Raw genomic sequence first — 24,381 nt, forward strand, 5'->3', positions numbered from 1 at the left:
AGGCGAGGGATGGGACGTTCAACGATGAAGGCTTGGCTGCTCGTGGGGTTGCTCCTCGCCACCGCCGGTTACGTGATCGCCGAGGAGATCACGCTGACCACCTACTACCCCTCCCCGCGCGGCGTCTACCAGGAGCTGCGGTCCACGAGCAGCTCGTACTTCGCCACGGGTGGCGGCAATGTGGGGATTGGGACGGATGCGCCGCAAGCCACCCTTGATGTGAATGGCGGCATCCGGTTGGGAACCGTCGCTGCATGCAATGCTGCAACGGAAGGCACCCTCCGGTATGCCGCGAAGAAACTCGAAGTGTGCGATGGCGCAAACTGGGTCTCGGCGTTTGGGGGGGGCTGGGAGCAAATCGGCGATAACATCGTCAATACCAATAAGGGACAGGTGATCATCAAAAGTGACTTGGGGCTTCCCGCGATCTCAAACAGCGACCTGAATAGTAAGCTGCCGTGCCAACCTCAACAGGTAGGAACGCTTCAAATGCAGGGCGCGTTTGTCGGCGGGTTTCCCGAAGCCCCCCTCAACCTTGCCCCGGTGATCTGCCGCAACATCAGCCCTGGCGGCGGGAATATTCCCCCCGTCTACGAGTGGAGCCCCCTCGCATGGGTTGAGCCCCCTGTAACGGGTGATAGTCCGCCACCACCACAAAGTGATTGACGATAAGGAAATGGGGAAATGGGTGACAGTCACCTAGGGGGACAGGCATTTCGATATCTGGGGTAGCCGGCATCGGGCAGTGATAACGCGGGTATTGATGGAACGGCTTCTAACGATGGTGTTCGCGAAGCTTAAGGTGCGTGAACGACACTGTACTCGCGACGCTTGAGTCGCTTCGTGGGCTTACAGAGCCCGCAAGTACCGCGGCGAAGTCTCATGGAGCCTTGAGGAAGCGTTCGTAAGCCAGAACCCTCATCGGCGCCGAAGCGCCTTGAGGAGCCCTGGGACGGTGCCATCGTCCAGGACGCGGCCCGCGCGCTTATCCGCGTCGGCTTCGCGTTCCCAGGCTTGCCAGCGCTTCGTCCAAAAATAGAGCTGGCTGGGATCCATGGCGCGGCGGGCCTTGAGGAAAAAGACATACGTGCGCAGCTCGCGCAGTTGGGGCGCAGGCAACGTCCTGATCTCCTCGAGGACTTCTTTGGACAGCGCACTCTTCGTCATGTGAGCGTTTCTCGTCGAACACAGTATAACACGGGAGGGCAAGAAAATGAATAGACCAGGTGGGCGTCCAGCGATAGGTCATGCGATAAAATCCTGGTTTACGGTAGGCTTGCTCTTCGCCACCACCACCTACGTCATCGCCGAGGAGATCACGCTGACCACCTACTACCCCTCCCCGCGCGGGGTGTATCAAGAGCTGCGCAGCGCGAGCAACACCTTCCTCGCCACCCAGGGCGGGAACGTGGGAATCGGGACGGATAACCCCACCACAAAACTCGAGGTGAGGGGCGGGCCGGTGAAAACCACGGGTGGCTTGATTCTTCAAGTCGTCCCTGCGGGAGGGGCTCCCGCCGCCCCCGAAGTTGGGCAGATGTGGGTTGAATAATGAGGCAACGTTGGCTTACCATCACGCTGCTGCTCGCGACGACCGCCTACTGCATCGCGGAGGAGATCACGCTGCCGACGTACTATCCTTCCCCCCGCGGCGTGTACCAAGAGCTGCGCTCAACGGGCAACACCATCCTGGCGTTTCCCGCCGGCAATGTCGGCATCGGGATGGCCAGCCAACCCGATAGTACGATCACCCTCGAGGTCCAAGGCGGGCCGATCAAAGCCACCGATGGGATGATCATCGCGACCCCGCCAGCCAATCCAGCCACTTCGAGTAATGGACAACTGTGGCTGATTCGCAACTTACTTGTGCCGGCCGCACCTGTCGTGGACATCGACAGCGGCCTGCGCATCCGCCAGGGCAACAATAAAACGGTGAGCATCGCGGCTGAGTCCGGCGCACCTACTTCCCCTCTACGCCTGACCAGAACTGGGACTAACCTCGGGATTGTCTTAGTCCCTCTGAATGACCCGCGCGCCTCGAAGGCTCGTATTATGACAGCGTCGGGCGTGCGCGCCTTGAAACGCCGCTTCAACTTTTTCGGACAGCTCTTTGGCATCGGCTCCGGCGGCGCAGTGGTTCGCCGGATGCCTGATGGCACCGTCGGCAAGGTCGGGAACATTCCCGGCGAGGGCGACTTTGGGCTCGGCTATGACTCAGACAACGATCTGCTCTATGCGGTGGATGGAAATTATGTCGGAGCTGATGGGGAGAATTTTGGTCCACCCCTGGAACGGTTCGACCCGCAGACCGGAACATCCGTCACCGTCGGACGGCTCCATTATGCCGATGGGACGCCGGTGTGGGTGAGCGACCCCGGCATGGCGTATGATCCCAACACCGGGACGATGTATCTAGCCTCAGCTGCGGATGGATTCTATCCCAGAGTCACGCTCTTTCGCGTCGACACGACAACCGCTGTCGCAACGCGCGTGGCGGACATCCCAGCGGGAGGCAATTCTAACACCGGCCTAGCCTTCGATCCGTTTACCAACACCATGTACGCCATGGTGTGCAGCTCGGGTTTATACAAGATCGACCCCGCAACGTGGACCTCCACCTTCCTTATGGCTCCACCCTCTGCTTCAGCGACCGGGTTGGCCTATAACTATGAAAAGGGGCTCTTGTATGTCAGTGATAGCGGTGCAGGTCTGACGAAGACCACGATGCAACCAGTGATTAATCCTGAGACCGGGCAACCCGTTGTGAATCCTGAGACCGGAGAGGTACTCTTAGAACCAGGCCCTTCATCTACCAGCACGCTCTACACACTCGACCCTAAGACAGGTGAGACAACGCTTGTTTTTCCCTCTGGCGGGATCGGTGGAGCAGAGTCAGAGGGGCTTGATTTCCGATAACCGGCAGCGGTAGGATGCTGGTGGCATGCTCAGGCTCCACCGTTCCATCGTTTCGCCTGCATTACCTCAGTCCCCTTCTCGGCCGTGAGTTACCTAAGCTCAACTTCTTGTTTCCGCCGGCCGGCTGGATCATGTCCTACAAGGTTGAACGCGTGGGACGGTTCTGGGTTTTCCGGAGCTTAAGATCGCGATAATTTACTTGCGTCAAATAAAAAAATCTGCTATAGTTACATAGGGTGATCAATGATTGTCAAGCGTTCAAGCCGTAACCAAGTCGCGATTCCCAAGCCGCTCATTCAGGAAGCTGGATTGAGCGGAGAGGATGTGTTCTTCGACATCGTCTATGCGGGCGGCTGTTTCATTCTGAAGCCGTTGGCGTTCGAGGAGAAGATTCCGAAGGAAGCGCTTGAGCGGTTCAAGGCGAAGACGCTCACACGGGAAGCCGGCGATCAGACATTTTCCTCAATGAAGGAGGTCATCGAAGCGCTTGACCGCCGTAAACGCCGCCATCGCGGATGAGTCGGCAGCTTGTCGTCAAGGCGAGCTTCCAGCGAGCGTACGACCGTCTCTCAGAGCACGAGCAGGACCTCGTCAAGAAATCCCTCCGATTGCTCCAACACTACCTTAAGACCGGCCAAGCGCCGGTTGGCCTGGGTGTCAAAAAACTTGGCTCCGGTGTCTATGAATTCCGCGCAGGGCTTGCGCTTCGCGGGGTGTGCGTCGAGGAGGGTGCGACCCTGGCGTTGGCCTTGCTCGGCTCGCACGACGACGTCCGCCGCTTCCTGAAGCACGCGTAATCCATGCTTCATTGTATTCCCTGACCATCTTATGTAGGATGCTGGCATGGTCAAGCTGTCCCGAAGCTCAGATCGCAGCATTACCCTCTTCGTAATCCTGTGGCTCCTCGTGTTTTTCTACGAAACGTTTCGCCTGCATTACCTCAGTCCCCTTCTCGGCCGCGAGTTGCCTAAGCTCAACTTCTTGTTTCCGCCGGCCGGATGGATCATGTTCTACAACGTTGATGCCGGGTATGGCTTCGCGCAGGTGTACGGTGTGAAAGACAACACCCCGACCGAGCTTGACCCCCACCAGATCTTCCGCACGAAAGCGGTCGGCTATGACAACCTCCGGCGCAATGTGCTCATCGAAGTCCTTAGCCCGCACCATGCGACGAACTTTTGCCGATACCTCCGATGGAAATTTCCGGCCTATGACGATTTTGCCGTCGTCGAAGCCGGCTATCCGGACGTGATCCGAGCCCCGACGCAGGTTGGGGGCCGTGTGGCGTACACGTGCGGTACCAGGTCCCCTCTTGAAACCCCAGGATGAAGATGGGACCTGGCACCGCTCGTCTGTGGCATAAAGCGTTCCTCGAGAGACGACCCACCCTGAGTCTCGGCCTGTTCCGGCTCGCTATCGCCTGCACCGTCGGCGCGCATATGCTGCCGTCGTTCTTTCACCTCGACGAAAATTTCCTCGCCACCGCCTTTAAGACCAAGAACCCTTCCTTCTTTCCCATCTGGACGCTGCAACTTGTTGACCGCAGCCCGGATTGGCTGGTCATGGTCTGGGTGGCCATCTTCTGCGTCTCGCTGATGACGTTTGCGCTCGGGCTCTGCTCCCAAACGAGCTGCATCGTGATGACCATCGCGTGCTATTACTTCTACGCTCTGAATGCGTTTCAAATCGGCACGCTGAGCTTCGACATTCTGCTGGTTACGCTCGTGTTGATGTGCGTCACCAGCTACCACGGCGACTTCCTCTCGCTGGATGCGCTGTGGCACGGCAATCCGCGGTGGTACAAGCGCCTGCGGCCGTTTTTCGTGCAGCGGCTGCTGCAGATTCAGCTTGCGGTCACCTACTGGTGCACCGCGCTGCATAAAATCACCGCGGGCGGCAACTGGCTGACGGAGAACCCCTACTGCGCGCTGATGCATTACCCCCCGACCGGGGTGGTACGCAGTTTCCCGGGGCGCGCGTGGCTCGCACAGCATCCCGGCCTGTGCGACACGATCGGACTCACCGTCATCGTCTGCGAGTTGCTCGTGCCGGTCCTGTGGTTCATCCCGCGCCTGCGCGCGATCGGCATCGCCTTAGGATTCCTTTTTCACCTGCTGCTCTGGGCCACACTGCACGTGCCGACGATTTTTCTCTTCCTGTTTCCGCCGATGATGCTGCTGTTCATTGCACCCGAATCTCTGGTGGCGTGGATTGAGCGGCGGCAAGCGCGGCATGCTGAGCAAGGCCGCGGGGTGCTGGTCTATGACGGCCAGTGCGGGTTCTGTGTGGCGAGCGTGCGGCGGCTGCGCGTGCTGGATCTCTTCGGCTGGCTCGACCCCCTAGACTTCCATCGCCAGCCGGATCTTGAGCAGCTTAATCCTGGGCTGACACCGCAGCGATGCCGCAGCGAGATGATGCTCTTGGAGCCGAACGGAAACCTCTCAGGAGGATTTGACGCGTTTGCCAAAATGACCCAGCGACTACCGCTGCTCTGGTGGCTGTGGCCGGTCATACGTCTACCGGGGGCTGCCGTCATCGGCCGGTGGGTCTATCGCTGGATCGCCACCCACCGGTATCTGCTCCACCGGAATCCTACCTGCAAGTCGAACCAATGCCACGCATCCGACTTCAACTAGCGATATCAGATATGAAACGGCCATTTCATATCTGATATCAAATGGGCAATTCATATCAGATATCAAAACGCCATTTCATATCTGATATCGATTAGGGGGATTCGGAGAAGACTTGGGCTTGGAAGGTTGAGAGAGTGGCGCGCTGCCAGGCATCAGGCGGCAGGTCGGCTTTTTGGCTGCTGAGCTCCTGAAGAAATTCCTCGCGCGTCCAGCCGGTTTCCTCCCAGACTTGCGGCAAAAACACGCCGCTGCGTCCCTGGTATTCAAGGATCACCCCGTCGCGCCCGGGGACTAACTCTTTGAGGTCGCCAAGCGGCCTGGGGCGGGTCAAGACAGAGACTTCGATATCAATCTCCTGTAATTCACCCGCCGCCACCGGCGGGAATCGCGGATCGCGCAATGCAGCACTCAGGGCGACTTCTGGAATCGTCTTCGTCAGCGGCTCTGTCGTCTGCACGTGTCCGATGCAGCCACGCAGCTGGCCATGCTTGCGCAGGGTCACGAAGGCTCCGCGCGCGCGCGAAAGCTCTGGATAGCGCTTCAACGCCTCTTGCGGATGCGGCACGTCCCGCTTCGCCAACCCGATCATCAGCATCTGGCGCGCGGCGCGCACCAACGCCTCCCCTGCCTTGGCCGAGAGCCGACCGGTGGAGGGTGTCGGCGCATCGAACATCGCGATCGACGCATAGCCCACCACCTTGGATGGATTGCCGAAGGTATCGCCGGAATTGGCGGCAAACAGCAGCTGGCGCGAAAGAAACCCAAGCTTCTGCGCCAGCAAGAGACTGGTGACAATCGGGCCGCGGCCGCACGCCTCAAGCTCTCCTGCGGAAAAGAGCCGATCTACCGCTTGCGGGGTTTCCTGCAGGATCGCGCTGATCGTGCGCTCATCGCGCTTGAGGGCCTCATCATACGGATGGTAGTGGGAGAGGTCGCTGCTAAAAACAAACAGCGTATCGCCCACGCGTGCGAGGCCGGTTAACGCCTCGGCAAGCTGCTCAGCGTCGCGCAGGGTGGCACTCCCCATCAGCACCGGCACGAGCCGAAAGCGTCCCAGCGTGTCTTGAAGAAACGGCAGCTCCACCTCCATCGAGTGCTCGCCGCCTTCGTGCGCCTCGCGCAGATAGCGGATGCCGGGGTACGTCTGGAGCACCGCCACCGCCTCTTGATCAATCGGAATCTCGCCCAGCGGAGTGCGGAACGCCTCAGCCGTGTCCACCGAGGAGCCGGAAAACTGTGCTTGGTGCGTGAATCCCACTACCACGACCCGGTCATAGTGGCGGCCCGGCAAGGTGCGAAAACCATTAGCCGCCACCAGCCCGGAGTACTGGTAGCCGGCGTGCGGAACAATGAGGATGCGGGGTTTCGTGGTGAGTGCGGCCTCAGGCTGTCGCTTGAGGAGATACTCGACGAGCTCCAGCAGCTCGGCCTGATCCCCGGGATAGAACTGATCAGCTACCTGGGATTGCCGAACCTCTGCCGCCACCGGAGTGGCTGCCACGGCCGCCGAAACGAGGAGAAGCAAGAGGACCCGCCACTTGAGAAGACGCTGATGCATTGTGTCTTGGACTATTCTACCACAAAGGGAAAGATTTCCATTGACAGGGGGGCAGTGTTTCAGGTAGACTATTTCGTCTGTAAAGTCAAGTAAACGCGGTGTTGGGTCACGGCGACCAGCGCGCGAATGCTTAAGGCGCTGCAAGACCTTGGAAACCTTGGGGTTATGAAGCTGCAGCGTGTGAGGTACGGCGCATTAACAGCACGACGAAGTGTCTAGAAATAACCGCAAACGTAAGACAAGATTATTCATCGATTGTTGTTGGGAGCCGCACGGCGTCCTAAGACAGGTCGCTCGGCGGCTATTTTTGTGTGTGGAGTGTACGTGAAGGGGGGTGTAGGTCAATGGCAAGAGGAACCGTGAAGTGGTTTAGTGACCAAAAGGGGTATGGGTTCGTGACCCCGGACGACGGCTCAAAAGACGTCTTCGTCCACTATTCCGCTATCCAAGGTGACGGCTTTAAGTCCCTGAAAGAAGGCGACAAAGTCGAGTTCGAAATCACCCAAGGCCCGAAAGGCCCGCAGGCTTCGAACGTCACTAAATCGGCGTAAGACCTCTTCGCAAGAAGAGCGCACAACGGCCCCCGGTGCTCGGCATCGGGGGCCGTTGTGCTGTGGAGCCCCTACCGGTCGTTGGGGCGGAATCCTAATACTCGCAGCGGGCGGCTCAGTAATAGACGGATGTCGAGCCGATCGGCAAATTGCAGCGGGATTTTGACATGCGGCCCGTCGAGAAAAGCGCAGCCTCTGCGCATCAGCCACGTCACCCGCAGCGGCGTGCGCGGGGAGAGCACTCCGCCAAGCAGCCGGGAGCGGCTCAGCCGCCCCTGATACAGCTCCCGCGGACGGTATTGGAATCGGCGAGAGCTCCAGGGCAGACGCACCCCGCCGGCCGCCAGCACCGCGCTGCTGGAGCCGGCTGCCGTCGCCACCCACAACCCTGAGCTTCGCTGGGTCTCTTCTCTGCTCCCCACGCGCAGGCGGTAGCGCGTCATGATGGAGGGATCCTCGTGCGCGAGCAAGATATCGTTGAGCGCTCGCTGAGGCCACGCCGTGCCGTTGACCGCAAGCTCAAGCCGGCAGAGGCGCAACTGCGGCAGCTGATACCGCAGTGCTCGACGGATCAGCCGCGGGAAATTCTGCGCCGTCGCCGCGCAGAACACCGCCTCGCTGCGGGCTGGATCCGAATTGACGCCTAAGATCGGGGTGTGGCCAACGCTGCGGGCCGCGTGCAGAAACGTTCCATCCCCGCCCACCGAGACCACCAAGTCGTACGATCGGCTCACCTTCAGATCCGCTCGATAGGCCAACTCGAGCTCGACGGGAAGCTGTCGCAGGATGTGGATGATCGATTCCAGCGCTTCCTCATGCACTCGGTGGGCGCGCTCAATCTCCAAGACGTCGCGATGCCGCCGGCGCAAGAGCCGGATGAGATGCGGGTCTTGCTGCTCCTGGATGTACTGCTGGTAGGCGTCTTTTTTATAGACGAGGAGCACGCGGGGCTTGCGAGCCATGGACATAGAATAGCAGAGCGATGCCTCGCTGTCAGGTGGCTTCGCGGGAGGCGCGGAGGCGGAGTTTGGGGTCGCTGATGCGCTTGCGGATGCGAAGGGATTTCGGGGTCACCTCGAGCAGCTCATCCGGCCCGATGTACTCGAGCGCAAGTTCCAGCGTGAGCTCGCGAGGCGGGGTCAAGACAATCGTCGCATCAGAGGTGGATGAGCGCATGTTGGTCATGTGTTTTTGCTTGCAGATATTCAGGTCGATATCGAGCGCTTTGCTTGCCTGCCCCACGACCATCCCTACGTAGACCGGAACCCCAGGTGCGATGAACAACTCGCCGCGCTCTTGGGCGTTCGCGATGGCAAATCCGGTGCTGAGCCCATCTTCCATGGACACGAGCGAGCCATGCGGCTCTTGCGGCGGCAGATCATCCACAAACAGCCGGTAGCCCTCAAAGACGTGGTGGACCACGGCGTTGCCGCGCGTTCGCTTCATGAGGGTGCTCTTCAGGCCCAGCAGCCCTCGGGTCGTAATCACATACTCGAAATTCATTTCCCCGTTGGGCGCTTGCGACATCTCCTTCAGCTCGGCGCGCCGGCGGCCGAGCTCTTCGACGATCGTGCCCTGATACTCGGCAGGCACATCAATGGAGAGCAGCTCCTCCGGCTCATAGCGCTGCCCCTTGATCTCCTTGCACACCACCTCAGGCTGGGACACTTCCAGCTCATACCCTTCGCGCCGCATCGTCTCAATCAAGATCGCCAGGTGCAGCTCCCCTCGCCCGGAGACCAACAGGGTATCCGCGTTGTCCGTATCGGTGACGCGAAGCGCGACGTTGGTTTCCAGCTCCTTGTGGAGCCGCTCGCGCAGCATCCGCGAGGTCACGTACTTGCCTTCCTTCCCGGAAAACGAGCTCTTGTTCACCGCAAACGTCATGCGCAGCGTCGGCTCTTCGATCGACATCGGCGGCAGCGGAGTCGGGCGCTGGGGATCCGTGATGGTATCGCCGATGCTCACATCTGGAAAACCCGCCACGGCGACGATGTCGCCTGAGTCGGCCGCTTCGATCTCCACTCGTTCGAGCCCTTGATACGCTAAAATCGCCAAGGCATTGCACGTTTGCCGAGTGCCGTCGACCGCTAAGCGCATCAGCGGCTGGTTTTTCTTAATCGATCCAGCCGAAATTCTTCCGATGCCCATTTTGCCCTTGAACGAATCGTAGGCCAGCGCTAAGACGAGGATCTGCAACGGGTCGTTCGGCAAGACGATGGGCGGGGGGATCTTGGCGATGATCGTCTCAAACAGCGGTGTCACATCCGTGCCGGGGTGATGGAGATCCAGCGTGGCCGTGCCTTGCGTGGCCGACGTGTAGACAATCGGAAAATCGAGCTGCTCTGAGGACGCCCCGAGCTCGACGAACAAGTCAAAGGTGCGGTTGACCACATGATCAATTTGAGCATCGTGGCGGTCGATCTTATTCACGACGACGATCAATCGGATGCCGAGCCCAATCGCCTTGCGCAGGACGAATTTCGTCTGCGGCATCGGGCCTTCTTTGGCATCCACGAGCAGGAGCGCTCCATCCACCATGCGCAGCGTGCGCTCGACTTCCCCGCCGAAATCCGCATGGCCCGGCGTATCCACGAGATTGATCTTGTGGCTGCCGTAAATCAGGCTGGCGTTTTTCGCCTTAATCGTAATGCCCTTCTCGCGCTCCAAGTCCATGGAGTCCATGATCAGGTCGCCTTCGGCGGCGACCCCGCGGACGGTCTTGGTATAGCGCAGCATGGCGTCGACCAGGGTCGTCTTGCCGTGGTCGACGTGGGCGATGATGGCAATATTCCGCAAATGCTGTTGTCGCATCGGAGTGGATGGCGCGGGTTAGTAGAACAAGAGGCGCCGCTTCTTCAGGAAAATCAGCAATCCATAGAGGGCAAGCACCAGGAGGGCCAGTGAGAACCTGGCCGGGGCTGCGGTGGCGGCGGCGTCCCAGCCCTGCAGGAAAAACGTCCGCCATAGCGGCAAGAGGATGATGGCCAGAGCCAGGGCGGCCATGGTGCTGAGCTCTTTCCGCAATGACTTCCAATCATAGCGCATGCCGTCAAACGCCTGCGGGATGCGGGAACACTTCGGCAAGAACCTTGGCACGGCCGCGCAATAGGCGTCGTATTCGTCGCCGAAATGCGCGCGCAAATAGGCTTCCTCGGCGCAGATGATCGACTGATACACCGCAAGAAAAAACGGCAGCACAATGAGGTACGTCAACGGCGCGCCGGCCACCATCGTCATGCCCAGCGCAATCAGCGCATTGCCCACGTACATCGGGTTGCGCATCACACCATAGACGCCGCCATCCACCAAATGGCTGGCATACACGCGCTTATTTTTCCCGCCACGCTCGATGTATTCAAATCCGATGGTCGTCGCCCGAATCGCCTGGCCGGCGAGCGCGACAAAAAATCCGCATGCCACCAAGAGCTGATCCAGTGCCGGCGTGCCGATAATCTGCGGCCGCATGAACGGCACGGCCAAGAGAAAAATCGCCGGGAAGATCGCGTTGCGGAAACGGAAAAAGAAATTCCCCATCGCGATGTTCCATTGCTGAATCGCTGGGAGCGCCATCGTCTGGGTCATTTGACCGCAATCAGCCCGGAAAAGTTGTACCACCGGAAAAACGCCTCGCATTGGCTAAAGCCGCTGCTGCGCATCAGCTCCATGTTCTCCTCAAGCCGATACGGCACGAGCACGTTTTCCAGCGCCTCGCGTTTTTGCGCGATTTCGGTCTTGGTGTAGCCGTTGCGCTCCTTAAAGCCGTAGTAGTATTTAATGAAGAATCGATTCAGTGTCGAGTCCTTGCACAACACTTTTTCGATAAGCAGCAGGCATCCTTCCGGCCGAATGCCGTCGGCGATCATGCGCAGCAGTTTATGGCGATACAGCGGCCGGATGAATTGCAGTGTCAGATTCATGATGACGACCGAGGCGTTGTCGATGGCGACACCTTGGTTCAAATCCGCGCGAACGAATTGCACCGGCCGTTTGACCCCCGCCTGTTTGAGCTTTGCCCGAGCCTTGTCCAGCATGTCCTTGGAGGAGTCCACACCGACGAACCGCACCCCCTTGGCGACATACGGATCCAGGGTCAGAAACGTCGTGCCGGTGGAGCAGCCCAGGTCATACAGATTCGTGCCTTCGACCGCGAAATCAGCCGCCATCTCGGTCATCATGCGCTGCATCTCGACATAAAACGGGACGGAGCGCAGCAGCATGTCATCAAACACCGCGGCCGTATGCCGGCCGAAATTGAAGTCGGTAATCAGGCGCTGCCGCTTGGCAAACAGCCGATCTTTCGGCGTCCTTGACGTGGTCGTGGCGTTTCCGTTTACCGGCATTATTCTTGGATGGTCACCGTGGTCATCGTGATGTCTTGGAGCGGGCGGTCCTGCGCATTGCGCTGGGCATTGACAATCGCCGTAACCACGTCTTGCCCGGCAATGACATGGCCGAAAATCGCATGTCTTCCGTCGAGCCACGGGGTGGGAACCACCGTAATGAAGAACTGGCTGCCGTTGGTGTTGGGTCCTGAGTTGGCCATCGAGACGGTCCCAGGCTGGCTGTGCGTCAGACCCGCTCCAAACTCGTCTTCAAACGCGTACCCCGGTCCTCCGGTGCCAGTGCCGGTCGGATCGCCGGTCTGGACCATGAAGTTGGGGATGACGCGGTGGAAGATGATGCCGTTGTAGAAGCCTTGGTTCGCCAGCTTCACGAAATTCGCCGCCGTCTTGGGGGCAAGATCGTTGTAGAGTTCAATCGTGATGGTCCCCTTGGTCGTTTCGATGATTGCCTTGGACCGTTTCGCTTCGCCTTCTCCATGTGCGGCTGCCGCCATCAAGACCACCCCTCCTAAGAGACCGATCGTTCCCATGATTCGACGCATCACACCCTCCTTTTCGACGCTGAACGCATGACATTTTACCATATCTTCCTCAGTTAATCCGAATCAGTCACAGGGCCGCGGAGTTTCTTTTTCTCGGCGCGGAGGGCCTTCAGGCGCAGGAGCTTCTCTTTGGTGCGTTTGGAGCGTTTGCGTTTTTGGCGGCGGATCTTGGCGATGCGCTGCGCCTCAGCGCTCAGCGCGCCGAGCTGCTTGGCTTCCAACTTCTTCAGCAGCAGCCGCCGCGCGAGAAATCGGTTGAGGGCTTGCGAGCGTTCACGTTGGCACCGTACTTCGAGCCCGCTAGGCAGATGCCGCAGCACGACGCACGTTTCCACCTTATTGACGTTCTGCCCCCCCGGCCCGCCGGATCGGAGGAATCGCTCCTCGAAGTCGCCTTCGGCGACACCAAGCCGCTGCATCAGCTGCTGCAGCTCGAGCTGTTTACGAGGAGAAACCGGGAAATCCATGGCTGCGCTTCTCCTGCTCCACTTCCTCGTACAGATATTGAAGGACCTCGAGTTCTAGATGATCGAGCCACGTCAGGCCGCATTCCCAGCACTGCTCGACTTCGACCAGGTACGCCGTCGAATAGAACTTTCTCGCCATCGCCGCTTGGCACTGCGGGCACCGCCGCCCTTTCAGCCAGACAGGCTTGACCTGTTCGTACCGCTGGATGATGCGTTCGCGGCCGTTGACCGAGCTGATCCGCTGGGCCAGCCGTTTCACCGCCTCCGGAAACGCGTAGTCTTCGCGGAGAAAAATGCGCGTCAATTGATCCGGCTTGACATAACCGCCGCGGCACGCCGGACACGTATCAACCGGCACCCCCTCATATAACATCCGCGACAGCGCGAGATGGCAATTCGGACACTCCGTTGATGCGGCGGGGCGGGGCATGTGATCGGTCCCATACCGTCGGCGAAGCAAGGCCAATAGCTGCGAATCTTGCCACGCAAACTTCACCGAAGAGTCGCCCTCCCGCTGAACCCATGCCTCTGGAGTCAGGAGGTGCGCAAACGCGCCTACTTGATCAAGCGTCCACGGCCCTTTCCACACACCGTCTTCTCGAATCAGCCACCGAGCGGGTCCTTGCGGGGGGCCATGAGAAGGCAGCGGCTGATGCGCCTTCAGATGTCCAGGGGACTCGCTCATCGCCTGTTCAAACGCCGCAGGGTCGACATGCGCCATCCCTAGCAAGGCTTCGAGACGCTTCCGAGTTGGAGGATGGGTCGAGAAGAGGTCCCCAGCAAGCCCTTCCTGCTCGCTGAGATGCTCCTCCTCGCCCGTATCCATCGTGAAAATCGTCGAGAGCGACTCCCCGTGCGTGCCGATGCCTCGCCAGCGACGGCTCATCAGGTGCAGCGCCTCCGCAAGGCTGAGGGGATCCCGCGTGAGTTTAACCGCTACGGCGTCGGCCCGATATTCCTGCTCGCGGGAAACGCAGAGTTCAAAGAGGCGTTTGACCTGCGTCGTGACCCATAAAAAAATCATGACAAACGCCAGCAGGGCCAAGCCGCGGATATCCGTCGTGCGATCCCATCCGTCCTCGAACAGGCCGCACAAGCGCTTCAAGGCCTCCTCGTGCAGCCCGAACAGGCCGCAGAAGACGCTCTTCGAGAGACTATCGCCGCTGGCGATGTGCGCGGCCTCATGCCCCACCACCGCCTCAAGCTGCGGCCGCGACAGCCGCGCCAATAATCCCTCGGTGACCGCAATCGCTGAGCGCCCGCTGAAATCCGCAATCGCGCAGGCGTTCATCGCTCCGGTTGAAATCACGTACGGCTCAATGGCGCGCCCGCCGGTTGCGATCGAGACTTCGTCAATGATGTTTTTCAAACGGCCATGGTAGGCGTCCTCCGGATCCAGGGGGCGCGAGGAAACCGCCACGAGCGTGCGATCAACCAGGCGGTGGATCGACGCCGCCCAGTGCCCCCAAGCCAGCAACAGCGCAATCCCGATGACCAGCAACCACTCGAAGAGGGAAAGATGCGGCTGTCCGCCGACAGCATACTTGAGGCCCAAGACCAGCACGGCTGTTGAGACGGCATAGAGGAGGACGAGGCCGGCAAACAGCCAGGCCAGCGTGCGGGTCTTGCGCTGCTCGATCTCAACGTGGGTGTACGGCATGCCCAAGGCGATATCAGATATGAAATGGCCTTTTCATATCTGATATCGGGTTAAAACTTGACTTGGGGGACGGCGCGCTCGGCGGGAGCATCGAGCTGGAAGAAGTCGACTTTGGTGAACCCACCGGTGCCAGCCACGATGTTCGTCGGCACGGATTCGATCGCCGCGTTATACCGCGCCGCCTGGTCGTTGTAGAACTGGCGGGCGAAGGAAACTTTGTTCTCCGTCGAGGTGAGCTCCTCCTGCAGCGCCATGACGTTCTGATTCGCCTTAATGTCAGGATAGCGCTCCACCACGGCAAACAGCGACCGGAGGGTCTCGGTCAAGAAATTCTCCGCCTGGGCCTTCTCGCCGACGCTGCCAGCACTCACCGCCTGCTGGCGCGCCTTAATGACATTTTCCAGCGTGCCCCGCTCGTGCGCCATGTAGCCTTTGACCGATTCCACCAGGTTCGGAATCAAATCATGCCGGCGTTTCAGCTGCACATCGATCTGCGACCACGCGCTCTTGAGGTCCTGGCGCATCCGCACCAGCCCGTTGTACGCGCCGATCCACCACAACAGGATGCCGATCCCGACAGCGACAACCGCGATGAGCACGATCGCTGCAATTCCCATCTGCTGCCTCCTCCTCTATTGCGATGGTTAAAATCGTCCCCGCACGCCGCCCATCACCGACGTCTCGTCAGCCTCTTTCCGCAATCGGAGAAAGAACCCGAGATCCGGTGTGGCCTCGCGTGTAAATGTCACCGTGATCCCCAGCGATTGGCGTTGGCTCCTCAGCAAGGCCACGGCCACACGATCCCGAGCGGTCACGGCGATGGCTCCCTCGAAACGCAGCGTGTGAACGCGCCCATCCCCGTAAGGCACATCAAAGGAGACGGACAGATCGCGATGGAGTTTCCAGGTTCCAAACAGCGTGATGCGCCGCTGGATTCGAGCGCTCCGTGAAACGCGAATCCCCACCTGATACGCCACGCGGCCCTCGCGAGCCGACAACGACCGGCTCTGAAGGCTCGCGCGAAATTCAAACCCCGAATCCGTCGCTCCGCTCAGGCGATAGGCCAGGCGATCCTTCGCCGTGATATCCCATGCGCCTTCAAACGCCAGGGTGCGCTCCACGACTCGGTGTTTGGCGGTTGCGCGCGCGCGAGTTCGGTACAGGAGTTGATGATGCTCCCCGATCTCCCACGCCCCTTGGAGTGTCAGACGATCTTCCTCGCCCTGGCCCTTGTCGATAAGAAACGCCAATCGGTTGTTGGCATCCGCCTGCCAGCGGCCGGTGAGGGTGAGCCGTTGTGCGGCGGTATCCGGCTCCCCGTTGCGCTGCAAGGTAAACACGAGCGCATGGGCGTTTGTCTCCAGCACCCGGCCGCTGAGATACAGCGTCTGCCGGGTAGATACCTCCGATTCGCGCAACGTCAACGCCAGCTGATGGGCCGGGGTCAGTTTCCACGTCCCCTCGAAGACAAACGCATGACTCGCTGGCGCATCCTGCAATCGCGAGGTTTCATCCGCGTGGTAGACCAGGCGATTGCGGCCGTCGACTTCGATCGTGCCGTCGACGATCTGCACGGAGCGCAGCGCGGCCGAGGATTGCTCGCGAATCAGCAGGCGGTTCTCGCCGTCAAAGGCGTAGCGCGCGCGGCGCTGAGGGGCGAGGGATGGCATCCCGCGTTATGGCCAGCGGCGGCTCTCAGTCGGAGCCGGAGGCGGGATGCTGTCGGCGCGTTTCATCACGTAGACTTCCGGGGTCAGCAATTGCAGCTCGCTGCTCGCGCGCTGAATGGCGCCCCGCGAGCCGACGAGCATGATTCGCACGGTGCCGTCGGAGGCTTCGAAATAGAGGTATTGCACTTCGGACTTGGCGACGACGCTGACCAGGCGGCCGTATTCCGGAGGGATGATGAAGGGCGCGTCATTGACGGTATTCACCGTGATTTCCTGCAGCTTCTCGCGTTCCGTCGCGGCATACACCAGCGACGACAGCGCGGCCCCAAGTGCTGCCCCCATGAGCCATCGCCTCATCGGTCCCTCCTTGGCAGGCCTATTCTGTGAGGATGTCGATCGCGGAATCGAGGTTCACAATGGCAATGTCGATGGCTTCAGCATCGGGCCCGCGCTTGGCGCGTTCATCTTTGGCGAGCTGCCTCAGAGATTCCAAGAGCGGTTTGAGCGCTTCCCCCAGCCCTCGGGCGGCGGCGTTTTTCATCGTCAACAGTATAGCAAAACGGCAGCCATTGCTGGCTGCCGTTCTCTGAAACCATCGATATCAGATATCGATTTCGATATCTGATATCGCCTTGTTACTTCGCGGTCGCGTGGTGCACTCGGCGCCGCTCTCGACCATTCGTCTCATGGGGCAGATGGTTCGAGATCCATCCTCGCGCGGCCTGACTCACACGGCCGGCTTGGTGGGCGAGCGCTCGACGCGTCTGAACCAACCGACGTCCCGCGTCATTCTGGATCTTGCGGATCCTCAGCGCAATCCGCTTGCGCGTGACTTTCCCTGAGGCCGGCGCGTACAGCAACGCGACAACGCTTCCCGCCGCGGCACCAATCGTGAATGCCAGGAACGTGCGCAGCCCCAACCCTTTTCGCGGAGCTTCCTTCATCCCACAACCCTCCCACGTTGTATTACTTGCCACGACGGTGGCGAGGTTCCCCCCTCGCTCCATTGCCGGCGTGCTCTTGAAAGAAACCTGAGACATGCGTTTTCAGCTGGGTGACGCGCTGCAGCGCTTCGCTTGCCGCATCGCAGGCCTGCGCAACCACATGATCGACGCGTTGGGTCGCGACATTCGCGCGGCCCAGGATGCGTTGAACGTGGGATAGCGACCGGTTGGTCTTCTTCAGCGCTTCCTCGGCTTCGGGCAGGATCGACGTGACGCGGCGAAGCGCGCGTCGCATATCCGTCGCGGTGAGCAGGATGGTAGCGGTGAGGATCATCGCGCACAGCGCGATGACAGCGAGAAGGACGAACGCGAAGATCATTGCCCACTCTTTCGGTAACCTGACGATCCGTGCGATATCAGATATCGAATTCGATATCTGATATCGCCTGAGGACTCGAGGCTTTGCGTCCCCGAATTACTTCGGGTTTGCGTTTATCGAGAATGTCAAACAACCAACGTATAGTAAGACCTTACCTGAGATGCGTAAAAAACGTCAAGGGATTAGCAAGATTTTTCTTGCCGGAGGCGCTTATTGGGCGGGAGCGGCCGCGGGCTGATCCGGGGTGGTGTGGCGTTCAAGCGCTCGCTGCAGCAGACCGCCAACCACGTCTTGAAACTTATTGGCGAGCAATCTCGACGTCAGATAGGCCACGTCAGGCATCGGGACCAGCCGAGGAAGCTGCCCCTGAATCGTGAGAGGAATCTCAAGCTCCCCGGCCGAATTCGCAATGCCTTGCAATTCTTTGGTCTTCAGTATCAGCGCCGCCGACAACGTCCGCTCCACGCGAAGCACAGCCTGGATATTGACTCCGCCAGACAATGCCACGACCCCGTGGCCGCTCAGCGCAAACGCATCGGTCGTGACGGTCAGATCTTGAAACTGCAGGGCCCCGCGCTCAACCTCGATCCCGGCATCGATCGGTTGCAGCACGGTGTCTTTCGCGGCGAACTTCGCCTGATACTCCGGAGGAAGCTGTGTTTCGATGATCGCCATCAACCCCGGCACCATGGAGATGCGCTCAAAGACGGCTCGCAGGAGGTTGAGATTCTCGATCTTCGCATCCGTCAGTTGAAGCCGTCCGCTGGCACTGACGGCCTGCATCACCTGCTGCGGATCAAGTGTGGCGGCCTTCCCCTGCACCGATGCTGTGATGGTGCCGTGCAATTGCGGTTCGCCGGCGGCGGCCTTCGGCAGCACGTGATCCAAACCCATCCGATTCAGCTTCACCGTCAGTTGCTCAATCGAGCCAGGCGCTGACGGGCCTGGCAGGGTCAGGCGGCCGGCCACATGAAGATTGCGCGAGGCAGCACCGATGGACGCGGCCAGCGTGACATCCATCGGCCTTCCCGCAGCGATATTCCGCACCTGAAGATCCACGTCCTTGACCACGAGATCCGTCGGCGGGCGCGTCATGGCATCGGTCCAATGCACCGCGCCGTCGTCGATGCGGAATGAGGAAATTTCAAGGGCCAGCGGCGTTGTCCCCGGCGCTGTCTGGCTGGGGGCTGCGGCGGGTGCGCCAGCGACGGCCAATCCCAGGAGATTGATCTGGCCTTGCGCATCGCGGCTGATATGCGCCTGAAGGCTTTTGAGCACGATGGCCGTGATCTGGACGTCTTGGTGAAGCAGGGGGGCAAGACGGACGACGGCATCCGCTGAGTCCACGTGGATCAGGGGCTCTGCCGATGGGATCTGATCAGCGATCGTGAGGCCCTTGAGCTGCAGCGCAAGGCCGCCGCGCCAGCCAAGGGCCATATGCTCCAGACTCACCGGATGCTTGATGGCGTCTTGCAGCTTGCCGACCACGAAGGGACGGTAGCGATCGGCGTCGAATGTGGCGATGAAGATCGCCAGGCCGCCGACGATCAGCAGGATAAGAACGAGGAGGGCGAGCAACACCTTTTTCATGCGTGAGGAAGCGCGCGCCACGGACGCATCACGCGGACGGCCGGGCCGAGCAGCTCTTGCCGGCGCACCGGGCCGAAGCTGCGAGAATCCGTGCTGCGTGCTGGATGATCGCCGAGCAAGAAAAATTCATCCTCGCCGAGCTGCCAGGAGCGCCCCTCAAGGCTGAGGCGGTCCTTCGGCAGGCCGATCACCCGCTTGATCATCCGCCGACGGCCGCGCGCTGACGGGCGTGCGACCACGACATCGCCTCGCTTCGGCCCCTGCGCGCGGAACGCTTGGCGGCGCACGAACACCACCTCGCCCGGCCGCAGCGTCGGCGACATGCTCTCGCCCTCAATCCGGAGAAATTCTCCCCGGATCGCCAACCGCCTTCGCAGCGAGCGCATAGTTGTGACGATGCGTGAATAGCTCATCGTAGCTTTCGTTTGGAAGTTGGCGCTTACTTCTTCTTGGCCGCTTCCGCTTTGTTGAACATCTCGCTGATCTTGGCCACGGCGTCCATCAGCTCTTGCGACTTGGCCACATCCACATGCTGCTTGTTGTAGGAGCAGAGCTTCGCCGCCTTCCAGAACGTCTCATGCAGATCCGGGAACATGGACAGGTGCTCGGGTTTGAAATAATCCGTCCACAAAATCAGCAGCTCCTGCTTGCACAACTGCGCATGGGTTTCCTTGGTCTGCACCATGCGCACGACGGTGTTGCGATGCTCATATTGCTCTTGCGTGTTGGCCGTGGCTGCCGGAAGCGCCATATTCGTCAGCTTCGTGTTCATGGTATGGACGGTTTTGGCGGAGACTCCCGCGAGATGCGGATCATAAATCCCGCAGGGCACATCGCAATGCGCAAAGACCGGACGAATCCTCAAGACGCGATCCAACAAGCGAGAGAGCATGATGCAACCTCCTGTGAAGCGGCGACCATCGCCGACCCCGATGGTCGGCGCTCCGGAATGCCGAACGCACGAGCGTTCGGCGGAAATGGCGGCGCGTGGTAGGCTGTGTGCAACAACAGTATTATAGCAAAACTGATCAAGGCTCATGGACTGATCTCGATGAGCTTGCGGCGGCTTGAAAGCCCGTGGAGGATGCGGACGGCGCGCTTGGAAACCTGGAAATGCTCGGCGAGGGCCGCGATGAGAGCGCTGTTGGCGCGGCCGTCCTGGGCCGGCTCGGGCAGCGTCACGCGCAGGCTGCCGTCAGGCTTCGCTTCGATGCGGCGCCGCTTCGCCCCCGGTGTTACGTGCACTGCGACTCGCATCCTTGCGGAATGGCCGCCGGGGTTGACGCCGCGGTAGCTGCCCGCGCGAGCCGCCGCTGCTGCTTCTCTTCTTGCTTCTTGCGCCGCGCCAATTCCTTGCTGCGCTTTTCGCTTCGATACGCTCCTGGGCTGCGCCCCATTTGACCTCCTTATCCTATTCGCTGCGTCGCTGCAAGAAGGCAAATGGGCGTCCAGCTGAACTGGACGCCCTCGGCCTGATTCCCCCACAACCTCGTGGGGACGTCGTCACTGCTTGACAACGTTCGTCGCTTGGGGACCCTTCGGGCCCTGCGTAATCTCGAACTCGACTGTCTGCCCTTCGGCCAGCGTCTTGAAGCCTTCACCTTGAATCGCGGTGTGATGGACAAAGACGTCTTTCGATCCGTCCTCAGGGGTCACAAAGCCGTACCCCTTCTGGTCGCTGAACCACTTCACCGTACCTCTTGCCATACCCATCCCTCCTCCTGCTCGTACACACAAAAAACCGCCGAGCGCTTGCAGCTCCACGGTTTGCCAGACTCTAGTGAGGCTGAAAGATCATGGGCAGTGTACCACGCCGCAGGGGCAGCGTCAATGACATTAGCGCCCATCGCTATGCTACAACGCGAACGGGATCTCCGCCGCCTGCGCGCCGCGGACCCGGTTGAACTTGGCTTCCACCGCATCGACGGCCGCGCGCAACGCACCCACGATCTTCGCCGCCTGCTCCGGCATATAGGCATAGCTGGAGCTCGTCAGGTTGCCGAGCAATCGAATCTTCTGCAGCGCCGCCTGTGTTCGCTTGCTCGCCAGCCGCTGAAACCGCTGCTCCTTCGTCTCCCCCTGCACTCCCTCTTGCCCCTCGCCCATCGCTCCTCCTCGTGGTTATCGACCCTCGCAATGCCGCATGCTGTGCCCCGAATTCCAGCTGTGGGGTCAAACTGCGGGCTCAGGCCGCGCCCTCACCCTCCCCCTCCCGTCCAGGTGATATTTCAAGATCCCTATTGTCATCGTAGAAGGATGCGCTCCAAATGTGCCCGCCCCGGCCTCAAATGCGGTGGGCGGGCCGGGGCCTGCCCAAATCAGCTAGGCGGCCGACGACCGAGAATCAGAACCGTCCACGATTTTCCGGGTTGATTTTGGGACACGTTACTTAAGTATTGCGTCCACCTGAACTCCAAGACCGCGCTGATGGCTCGGCACAATCCAGGGTTCGGTAAAAATCTCCTGCCAGTAATCTGCAAACTCCGGCAGCACGGTTACCCAATTTTTTGCCTCGAACAGCAGGATATATTTCTTGAGAAGTTCCTCCAGGCAATCCTGACACTTGTCTAGGTCGTCAAACGTAGGTGGCTGAGTAATGCCAGCCTTCAATTCCTCAATGGCCTGTTTACTGACATGCGCGATGTGCTCATTGACGAATCGCTCTGCAATTCTCCACGACTGATCTAGTTGGCCCAGATCTACCTTAACCTTTTGTGAGTCAATATGCGTCATGCCCTGTCCGGCAAATCGATCAAAATCACCGTCAGCAAACCTCTCAACGACTGAACCCTTGTACAAGGTTACAAACCGGTCCCGGCTCATCACTTCAGGGAATTTTATCAGTTCTCGTAGCAAGTTGGCGAAGCTAACCACATTCTTACGGGTATCCAGCTGTCGCCTAATGCCGATAGAAATGTCAGTGGCATAGGCGTTTCGCATCCAGCTATAGAAGGCACTCGGTGTATGGATGTTTGGATTGGCGCGGATGATTTTGCTCGTTTCCCAGAAAACATGGCGATGAATGGCAAGACGGGTGATGTCGGACGTGATGATTTTCAGCCATCCGCTCCACCTGGCGAAGCGTTGTTCGATGTCCATTTTGATGGGTTTCTCTATGGATCTGTGGATCTGGGATACATTACTTAAGTACTGCGCCCCCGGAAGCGAGTTGTTCAACCTCGTTACTGGTTAATCCGTTTATAGGTATAGAGGGTAAAATAGTCAGTGGCCGACTTCGACGTTGTCACGAAGTCCTCACCGATCACGATTGTTTCATAACCACCAAAAGCTGCGACCTGGCCGATGGCCTTGATCACCCGCTGTTTGAGAAGCGGATCATGCCAATCCTGGACGATCTGATAGGTAGAGTTATCCGACTGTAAACCCCCGCCTTGATCTTGAGGTAGGTTCTTGTTATACACGGCTGTTCGGGTCACGGTACCCTTCGAGATATTCACAAGATATGTGACTTCATCCCCGGCTTTATCCTTTTCAATTTTTCCACGTCGATAAAACGTGGAGTCCGTCGCAACACACTTCACCTCAAATACATCCTCAGCCCAGGCGACGGCTGTTCCGTACCACAAACTACTAGTAGTCAGCAGAATGTATATACCCAACCGTACGGGGCTAGCGAGGGCACTCAATGCTTGTTTCATAACCTCCGCCTCCTTACGGTTCGGGGTACATTACTTAAGTACTGCATCCTTTGAATTCAAACCATATTCATCTGCAACCGCTTACCACGGACTTCTTGACCGCCTTGTTCCAGATTGGCCAGTCCACGGATTGGTATTGCCCTGAGTGCCAGCATTGTCCTTGTCTGTGCCATTAGGGTTAGTTTGCATATGCCCGGAGTGAAGACTACCGTTGCGGTCAGTATAAGGACGGACCGAATGCGCGTTGGGATTGACATAGCCATAACCGTAGTCGCTACGGCTAGAGGAGCGGCGGCTTCTGGCTTCTGCTAATGAAGCTTGAATCGCAGCAAACCACAAGCTGAAAAGTACGATAACTGCTATCTTCCGCCACATCTAAACCTCCTAAGAGTTGCGAGCGTGGTCCCGGTGCGAAGATGGGCGAGTGCAGTGCTGTGGTGCTCTCTCTACGATTTATTCTTCTTGTTCACCTCCCTGTTCATCATAGTCATCAACCTCAATTTCGACCCTTTCTCGACGAGAGTTGTAGCCACTGGCTTCCGTGCCATCGATTTCTGCTCCAGAAACATGCATATCCCCACCATTTGGGCCAATGGACTGAAGTAACCTCTCCATCTTCAACCTCGACAGGTACGGTATAGGATCCACTGTCGATCGTCACTGTCGCGTCGTAGGTTTCTGCTCTCACCGCAGGGCTGGCTTGAAGTAAAGCCGCACCAATCGTGAGAAATCCTATGAGTTTCCATGGAAAATCCGCGATGGTGCCCATTTTATGGCTAGCTCAATGCGCTCCTCGGATTCTGAATGATAGCATCAATATCGAGAACAGGTATATCCCGTCGGGTAATCGGTTCTTTGTCCAAGGTGCCGGCGCAATTATGACAGTTGTATATCGTCTTCAGGTACTTTTTCTCCAAGAGTGGGGGAATGCGGTCATAGAATTTGGGCTCCGTGGGATGCCTCGAGCGAAAGAACTCGTAGAGTCCCATCGTGCCTTTCTGCGTATTGCACGGACCACACGCGAAAACCTGGTTATGAATACTCTGAATGGTCCCGCAGGTGGCGCATTCCGGCCGGATACACAGAGATTTAGGCACGAGGTGTTCCTTGTGCAGGTTCTCTGTCGCTCCGCAGTAGCCGCAGGCCCTCTCCGCCTCAACCAACTGCCAATCTTCCCGCGTGATGTCCGACCATGATTTCTCGCCGCTCTTGAGTTGCCGGAACGTCTGCTTAATGAAGCCGTAGTGCTGCCGTTTGGCCTCTTGCCCATCAGGCGCTGAGAAGGCCCGTCTCGTAATGATCTTGGCGTACTGATAATAGATCAAGTCACGAATTGTCTTAACGTCGCGGTCTGGCATTGAAATCCCTAGGAAAATTCGGGATGGTTTCCGTTCTGACGGTGAGCTCAGGCGGAGACAGGAGTTTCATAGTCGTGCCCTCCGGGTGGGAATGGCATCAGAAGG

33 protein-coding genes and 1 riboswitch are annotated in these 24,381 nt (G+C 59.3%); of the genes, 8 read left to right on the plus strand and 25 right to left on the minus strand.

All coding sequences use genetic code 11. From position 1 onward, the window contains the following. Positions 1 to 9: 9 nt before the first annotated feature. Entirely contained in the window at positions 10 to 666 is a 657-nt protein-coding gene (locus HY737_00105) for a hypothetical protein (protein ID MBI4596787.1), read from the plus strand. Between the two features lie 252 nt (positions 667 to 918). On the opposite strand, the gene HY737_00110 is transcribed toward HY737_00105, so the two are convergent. After that, positions 919 to 1,167: a hypothetical protein gene (locus HY737_00110; GenBank protein MBI4596788.1), complete on the minus strand. Its 249-nt coding sequence runs from the start codon at positions 1,165 to 1,167 to the stop codon at positions 919 to 921. A gap of 46 nt (positions 1,168 to 1,213) precedes the next feature. Here HY737_00110 and HY737_00115 point away from each other — a divergent pair, with 46 nt between their 5' ends. The 6 genes from HY737_00115 to HY737_00140 all read left to right on the plus strand — a co-directional run bounded on the left by HY737_00115 (position 1,214) and on the right by HY737_00140 (position 5,552). Then, a complete protein-coding gene (locus tag HY737_00115; protein MBI4596789.1) occupies positions 1,214 to 1,552 on the plus strand; it encodes a hypothetical protein in 339 nt (112 codons plus the stop codon). Then, the gene (locus tag HY737_00120) at positions 1,552 to 2,916 is read left to right on the plus strand and encodes a hypothetical protein (protein ID MBI4596790.1); all 1,365 of its coding nucleotides are present in this window, start codon (positions 1,552 to 1,554) and stop codon (positions 2,914 to 2,916) included. Before HY737_00115 ends, HY737_00120 begins: the two co-directional genes overlap by 1 nt. A gap of 243 nt (positions 2,917 to 3,159) precedes the next feature. Further along, positions 3,160 to 3,435 (plus strand): hypothetical protein, encoded by a 276-nt coding sequence (locus tag HY737_00125; protein ID MBI4596791.1) that lies wholly within the window; start codon positions 3,160 to 3,162, stop codon positions 3,433 to 3,435. Further along, entirely contained in the window at positions 3,432 to 3,713 is a 282-nt protein-coding gene (locus tag HY737_00130) for a hypothetical protein (GenBank protein MBI4596792.1), read from the plus strand. Before HY737_00125 ends, HY737_00130 begins: the two co-directional genes overlap by 4 nt. 46 nt (positions 3,714 to 3,759) lie before the next feature. Continuing rightward, positions 3,760 to 4,245: a hypothetical protein gene (locus tag HY737_00135; protein ID MBI4596793.1), complete on the plus strand. Its 486-nt coding sequence runs from the start codon at positions 3,760 to 3,762 to the stop codon at positions 4,243 to 4,245. A gap of 2 nt (positions 4,246 to 4,247) precedes the next feature. Further along, on the plus strand, positions 4,248 to 5,552 hold the full coding sequence (locus HY737_00140; GenBank protein ID MBI4596794.1) for a DUF393 domain-containing protein: 1,305 nt from the start codon (positions 4,248 to 4,250) through the stop codon (positions 5,550 to 5,552). Between the two features lie 91 nt (positions 5,553 to 5,643). On the opposite strand, the gene amrB is transcribed toward HY737_00140, so the two are convergent. Beyond that, positions 5,644 to 7,110 (minus strand): AmmeMemoRadiSam system protein B, encoded by a 1,467-nt coding sequence (gene amrB / locus HY737_00145; protein ID MBI4596795.1) that lies wholly within the window; start codon positions 7,108 to 7,110, stop codon positions 5,644 to 5,646. Between the two features lie 344 nt (positions 7,111 to 7,454). Here amrB and HY737_00150 point away from each other — a divergent pair, with 344 nt between their 5' ends. Further along, the gene (locus HY737_00150) at positions 7,455 to 7,661 is read left to right on the plus strand and encodes a cold-shock protein (GenBank protein ID MBI4596796.1); all 207 of its coding nucleotides are present in this window, start codon (positions 7,455 to 7,457) and stop codon (positions 7,659 to 7,661) included. Positions 7,662 to 7,732: 71 nt separating this feature from the next. Here the strand turns inward: HY737_00150 and HY737_00155 are convergent, their stop codons facing one another. From HY737_00155 to HY737_00265, 23 genes are all read right to left on the minus strand, one after another. Further along, positions 7,733 to 8,623 (minus strand): NAD(+)/NADH kinase, encoded by an 891-nt coding sequence (locus tag HY737_00155; GenBank protein ID MBI4596797.1) that lies wholly within the window; start codon positions 8,621 to 8,623, stop codon positions 7,733 to 7,735. A 31-nt stretch (positions 8,624 to 8,654) separates the two neighbouring features. Continuing rightward, entirely contained in the window at positions 8,655 to 10,475 is a 1,821-nt protein-coding gene (typA, locus tag HY737_00160) for a translational GTPase TypA (GenBank protein ID MBI4596798.1), read from the minus strand. 18 nt (positions 10,476 to 10,493) lie between these two features. Next, positions 10,494 to 11,246: an isoprenylcysteine carboxylmethyltransferase family protein gene (locus HY737_00165; protein ID MBI4596799.1), complete on the minus strand. Its 753-nt coding sequence runs from the start codon at positions 11,244 to 11,246 to the stop codon at positions 10,494 to 10,496. Beyond that, the gene (cmoA, locus tag HY737_00170; protein ID MBI4596800.1) at positions 11,243 to 12,004 is read right to left on the minus strand and encodes a carboxy-S-adenosyl-L-methionine synthase CmoA; all 762 of its coding nucleotides are present in this window, start codon (positions 12,002 to 12,004) and stop codon (positions 11,243 to 11,245) included. Before cmoA ends, HY737_00165 begins: the two co-directional genes overlap by 4 nt. Next, the gene (locus HY737_00175) at positions 12,004 to 12,549 is read right to left on the minus strand and encodes a peptidylprolyl isomerase (GenBank protein MBI4596801.1); all 546 of its coding nucleotides are present in this window, start codon (positions 12,547 to 12,549) and stop codon (positions 12,004 to 12,006) included. Before HY737_00175 ends, cmoA begins: the two co-directional genes overlap by 1 nt. A gap of 53 nt (positions 12,550 to 12,602) precedes the next feature. After that, positions 12,603 to 13,016: a peptide chain release factor-like protein gene (locus tag HY737_00180; GenBank protein ID MBI4596802.1), complete on the minus strand. Its 414-nt coding sequence runs from the start codon at positions 13,014 to 13,016 to the stop codon at positions 12,603 to 12,605. Further along, the gene (locus HY737_00185; GenBank protein MBI4596803.1) at positions 12,991 to 14,676 is read right to left on the minus strand and encodes a M48 family metalloprotease; all 1,686 of its coding nucleotides are present in this window, start codon (positions 14,674 to 14,676) and stop codon (positions 12,991 to 12,993) included. The genes HY737_00180 and HY737_00185 overlap by 26 nt, the downstream gene beginning before the upstream one ends. Before the next feature lie 50 nt (positions 14,677 to 14,726). Next, positions 14,727 to 15,293, minus strand: a complete 567-nt coding sequence (locus tag HY737_00190) for a LemA family protein (protein MBI4596804.1) — start codon at positions 15,291 to 15,293, stop codon at positions 14,727 to 14,729. A 27-nt stretch (positions 15,294 to 15,320) separates the two neighbouring features. Continuing rightward, positions 15,321 to 16,346 (minus strand): hypothetical protein, encoded by a 1,026-nt coding sequence (locus HY737_00195; protein MBI4596805.1) that lies wholly within the window; start codon positions 16,344 to 16,346, stop codon positions 15,321 to 15,323. A 6-nt stretch (positions 16,347 to 16,352) separates the two neighbouring features. Beyond that, the gene (locus tag HY737_00200) at positions 16,353 to 16,703 is read right to left on the minus strand and encodes a hypothetical protein (protein ID MBI4596806.1); all 351 of its coding nucleotides are present in this window, start codon (positions 16,701 to 16,703) and stop codon (positions 16,353 to 16,355) included. A gap of 19 nt (positions 16,704 to 16,722) precedes the next feature. Further along, positions 16,723 to 16,893, minus strand: coding sequence for a hypothetical protein (locus HY737_00205; protein MBI4596807.1), 171 nt, complete (start codon positions 16,891 to 16,893; stop codon positions 16,723 to 16,725). Positions 16,894 to 16,981: 88 nt separating this feature from the next. Next, on the minus strand, positions 16,982 to 17,290 hold the full coding sequence (locus tag HY737_00210) for a YtxH domain-containing protein (GenBank protein MBI4596808.1): 309 nt from the start codon (positions 17,288 to 17,290) through the stop codon (positions 16,982 to 16,984). 22 nt (positions 17,291 to 17,312) lie between these two features. Further along, entirely contained in the window at positions 17,313 to 17,669 is a 357-nt protein-coding gene (locus tag HY737_00215) for a hypothetical protein (GenBank protein ID MBI4596809.1), read from the minus strand. 10 nt (positions 17,670 to 17,679) lie between these two features. Beyond that, positions 17,680 to 17,791, minus strand: a riboswitch (cyclic di-GMP riboswitch). A gap of 88 nt (positions 17,792 to 17,879) precedes the next feature. After that, positions 17,880 to 19,259, minus strand: coding sequence for an AsmA family protein (locus HY737_00220; GenBank protein MBI4596810.1), 1,380 nt, complete (start codon positions 19,257 to 19,259; stop codon positions 17,880 to 17,882). Then, complete coding sequence (gene lepB / locus HY737_00225; protein ID MBI4596811.1) at positions 19,256 to 19,672, minus strand: signal peptidase I; 417 nt, start codon at positions 19,670 to 19,672, stop codon at positions 19,256 to 19,258. Before lepB ends, HY737_00220 begins: the two co-directional genes overlap by 4 nt. Before the next feature lie 26 nt (positions 19,673 to 19,698). Beyond that, the gene (gene sodN, locus HY737_00230) at positions 19,699 to 20,151 is read right to left on the minus strand and encodes a superoxide dismutase, Ni (GenBank protein ID MBI4596812.1); all 453 of its coding nucleotides are present in this window, start codon (positions 20,149 to 20,151) and stop codon (positions 19,699 to 19,701) included. Positions 20,152 to 20,294: 143 nt separating this feature from the next. After that, positions 20,295 to 20,516 carry a DUF167 domain-containing protein gene (locus tag HY737_00235; protein ID MBI4596813.1) on the minus strand — a complete coding sequence of 74 codons (222 nt, stop codon included), beginning with the start codon at positions 20,514 to 20,516 and terminating at the stop codon, positions 20,295 to 20,297. Then, positions 20,495 to 20,656, minus strand: a complete 162-nt coding sequence (locus HY737_00240; protein ID MBI4596814.1) for a hypothetical protein — start codon at positions 20,654 to 20,656, stop codon at positions 20,495 to 20,497. The genes HY737_00235 and HY737_00240 overlap by 22 nt, the downstream gene beginning before the upstream one ends. Before the next feature lie 106 nt (positions 20,657 to 20,762). After that, positions 20,763 to 20,966: a cold-shock protein gene (locus HY737_00245; protein ID MBI4596815.1), complete on the minus strand. Its 204-nt coding sequence runs from the start codon at positions 20,964 to 20,966 to the stop codon at positions 20,763 to 20,765. Positions 20,967 to 21,113: 147 nt separating this feature from the next. After that, on the minus strand, positions 21,114 to 21,365 hold the full coding sequence (locus HY737_00250) for a hypothetical protein (GenBank protein MBI4596816.1): 252 nt from the start codon (positions 21,363 to 21,365) through the stop codon (positions 21,114 to 21,116). A 279-nt stretch (positions 21,366 to 21,644) separates the two neighbouring features. Then, positions 21,645 to 22,358: a hypothetical protein gene (locus HY737_00255; protein MBI4596817.1), complete on the minus strand. Its 714-nt coding sequence runs from the start codon at positions 22,356 to 22,358 to the stop codon at positions 21,645 to 21,647. Positions 22,359 to 22,441: 83 nt separating this feature from the next. Continuing rightward, positions 22,442 to 22,918, minus strand: coding sequence for a hypothetical protein (locus tag HY737_00260; GenBank protein ID MBI4596818.1), 477 nt, complete (start codon positions 22,916 to 22,918; stop codon positions 22,442 to 22,444). A 453-nt stretch (positions 22,919 to 23,371) separates the two neighbouring features. Beyond that, complete coding sequence (locus HY737_00265) at positions 23,372 to 23,533, minus strand: hypothetical protein (GenBank protein MBI4596819.1); 162 nt, start codon at positions 23,531 to 23,533, stop codon at positions 23,372 to 23,374. Positions 23,534 to 24,381: the final 848 nt, after the last annotated feature.

The organism is Candidatus Omnitrophota bacterium (assembly GCA_016209275.1).
Taxonomy (GTDB): Bacteria; Omnitrophota; Gorgyraeia; order Aquiviventales; family Aquiviventaceae; genus JACQWM01.